At 68.1% G+C, this 2,904-nt stretch carries 4 protein-coding genes; 1 reads left to right on the top strand and 3 read right to left on the bottom strand.

The annotated features are described in order from the left end of the window. The first annotated feature begins 24 nt into the window (after positions 1-24). Positions 25-294, top strand: a complete 270-nt coding sequence (locus KO481_RS40145; protein ID WP_308166965.1) for a hypothetical protein — start codon at positions 25-27, stop codon at positions 292-294. A gap of 93 nt (positions 295-387) precedes the next feature. On the opposite strand, the gene KO481_RS40140 is transcribed toward KO481_RS40145, so the two are convergent. From KO481_RS40140 to KO481_RS40130, 3 genes are all read right to left on the bottom strand, one after another. Continuing rightward, the gene (locus KO481_RS40140; RefSeq protein WP_215923801.1) at positions 388-687 is read right to left on the bottom strand and encodes a putative quinol monooxygenase; all 300 of its coding nucleotides are present in this window, start codon (positions 685-687) and stop codon (positions 388-390) included. Between the two features lie 62 nt (positions 688-749). Then, the gene (locus tag KO481_RS40135) at positions 750-1,331 is read right to left on the bottom strand and encodes a glycerol-3-phosphate responsive antiterminator (RefSeq protein WP_215923800.1); all 582 of its coding nucleotides are present in this window, start codon (positions 1,329-1,331) and stop codon (positions 750-752) included. A 47-nt stretch (positions 1,332-1,378) separates the two neighbouring features. Further along, positions 1,379-2,902 carry an FAD-binding oxidoreductase gene (locus tag KO481_RS40130; protein ID WP_215923799.1) on the bottom strand — a complete coding sequence of 508 codons (1,524 nt, stop codon included), beginning with the start codon at positions 2,900-2,902 and terminating at the stop codon, positions 1,379-1,381. Positions 2,903-2,904 lie beyond the last annotated feature (2 nt).

Here is a 2,904-nt window from a genome sequence, read left to right as displayed (position 1 = left end):
CCGGCAGTACCACACGGAGGCATTGTGCTCGAACCACTCTCACCCGACCAACTGCGTCGCAACTTCGAACGGTTGCTGGCCTCGGTCGTCGATGGCGGCGCCCTGACCACCAGCAGCGGACTGGACGACGAGACCGAGCGCGCCCTCTGGGCGATTGCCGACGCCTATCCGCAGATCCCCGAGAATCTGGTGAGCGCGGCCCGCACCACGTTCGAGGCGCAGCTCGACGGCTCGCACGCCGCGGCCCGCCTGGCCGAGTTGACCCGCCGCATCGACGAGATCAACCGCCGGTAGGCCGACCGGGGCCCGGCATGATCAGGAGGTGGGGACGCCCCTCGGCCGCTGGAACCACGCCCGCGAGGAAGGCCCCACCACCGCCGGCGTTTACTACTCTGCGCCGGCGAAGGTGTCGACGGTGCGGCTGTCGAGCCGGGGGATGATCTGTCCCAGCCCGATGCGCTGGAAATGCTCCTGCTCGCGATGCGCCGCGAATCCGGCGGCGTCGGTGTACCGCTCGAGGATCACGATGTGCGCGGGGTCGTCGACATCCTGGAAGAATTCGTAGGAGAGGTTGGCCGCCTCGTCGCGGCTGGCCGCGGCCAGCTCGTGCAGGTGCTCGATCACGGCGTCGACGGACTCCGGGCGCGCCCGGTAGTGCGCGATCACCTGGAAGTACTTCGCGGTCATGCTGCTCCTTGATGAAGATGGTGGTGGTTGTGCCGGGCCGGCGGCGCCGCCTGGTGTCAGCATCAGCGGCCCGCCGCATCCCACAACGACGCCGCACTGGTCGAGACGGCGCGCGCACCCTCGCGCAGCGCTGCCGACACGTCGGCGGCGCTGCGCACGAACCCGGCGGCGACGAACGGGCTGAGTCCTTCGATCTCCGGCGGTGTGAGATGGGAAAGCACCGGCCAGGGCATCGTCTGCACCAGGTGCGGTCGGTTCTGCCGCACGGAGTTGATGGCGCGCGGCAGGTTGGACCGATCCGTGACGAAGACCTTCTGCATGGTCACCATCCCCGCCGCGGTGGTGCGTTGGATCAGCGCGCCCTTGGTGCTGACGACGCCGGGTGCGCCGATCGACTTCAGATACTCCACGGCACCGCGATCCTGCCCGAGGCCCGAGCAGGCATCGGCGTTGACGAAGGTGAACCGACCGGCCTCCGACAGCGTCTGGACCAGGCCTGCCAACTCGTGCAGAGACACGTGCGCGAGGATGTTCACCCGGCATTCGGACCGGAGGAACGCCGGGACCGACTCGGCGCCGAATACGGCGGCTATCACAGGGTTCCGGGTCAGCCACAGGTCGAGTTCGCCGGGTAGTGGGGGCATCGGTGTCGACCTTCTTTCGTACAAACCGTTCGGTTCGACTTACGGTACTAGAGACCCAGTTTGCCCGGGTTGAGCAAATTTTCGGGGTCGAGCGCGGACTTGACCGCCCGGAGCACCTCGAACCCCGCGCCTAGCGACCGCTCCATGTACGGCGAGCGCAGCAGACCGACGCCGTGGTGATGGCTGAGCGTGGCTCCATGCCGGAGGATCACCTCGTTGGCCGCATCCCATGCGGCCCGGTACCAGGCGGCTCGATCCGCGACCTCTACGCTGCCGCGCAGCGAGAAATACAGGCATGCGCTGTCGACGTAGGCGTGGGACTGGTGCGCCGAGCCGGCCAGCGTGCCCGGCACGGCGGCAATCGCGGCGACAACCTCGTCGTAGATCGCCGGCAGGTCCTTCCACTTGCCGATCATCTCCAGGGTGTCGGCGACGAAACCGGCGCTGCGGGTGAAGCCCTCGGCGCTCTTGCCGGTCAGATACCTGGTGTCGAGCCAACGCTCGTAGATCGCGTCTCCGTCGAGTTCGGTCCCGGTCTCGGCGCAGACCCGAGCGCTGATCTGCATTGTGGCGTCGACCAGCTCCCGGGTGCCCTCGTCCGCGACCAGCAGCACATTGGTGTCGGGCAGGCCGAACTGCACCCCGCTCTCGAGGCCGTCGTAGAGGCGCAGCGCGGCCGGGGTCGCGCCCTGCTGGACGATCTGGCGACAGGCCTCGAGCCCCTCGGCGAAACTGTGGAAGGCGTAGGCGTGCGCCCGCCCGTAGTCCGGCAGCCGGTGCACCTTTAGCCGGATCTTGGTGATCACCCCGAGGGTTCCCTCGGAGCCGATGAACAGCTGCAACAGGTCTGGACCGACCGCGGCACGGGCGCTGTCGCCGACGCTGACGAGCTCCCCGTTCGGCAGGACCACATCCAGGCCGAAGACCATGTCCTCGATCTTCCCGTACCGGGTCGAGAGCTGGCCGGCACCGCGACAGGCCACCCACCCGCCGACGGTGCTGATCGCATACGAGGAAGGCCAGTGACCCATCGTCATCCCGTATTCGGATTGGATCTTCTGCTCGAAAAGATCGCCGAACATGCCCGGCTCGACCTCGACGATCTGGCTCTGCTCGTCGAAGCCGAGGAACCGGTTCAGTTCGCACACATCCAGCACTATGCCGCCGCGGACGGGCAGGGCCGCGCCGGTGACATTGCTACGGCCGGCCGAGACAGTCACGGGAATCGTTGCGGCAGCGGCTATCCGGATCACCTGCTGCACCTGCTCGGCGCTCGACACATGCGCTATCACCGCCGGCGGTGTGGCTGGGCGGCCGCCGGTCTCGGCGATCATTGTGCCGGCCCACCAGTCCCGGGTGCCCTCCCGCACCGCCGCCGGCTCGGTGTCGACTCGGTCGGCGACCGCGGTCAGGGCCTCGATGACGGTCTCCGGAACCGACACCGGGTCATCGGTGAAGCAGGGCTCCCCGTCGACCGGGCCGACGTGCTGCGCGAAGAGGGGCTGGGTGGGCGCGCCCACCGTGTAATTGCCCCGGTTGTATCCGCGCTTCAGTGCTTCCTTGCTGATCATGT

Origin of the sequence: Nocardia albiluteola (assembly GCF_018860155.1) — a bacterium.
In the GTDB taxonomy this organism is placed as follows: Bacteria; Actinomycetota; Actinomycetes; order Mycobacteriales; family Mycobacteriaceae; genus Nocardia; species Nocardia albiluteola.
Note: the sequence above shows the minus strand (reverse complement) of the source record. Positions and strands in the feature narration are given on the sequence as shown.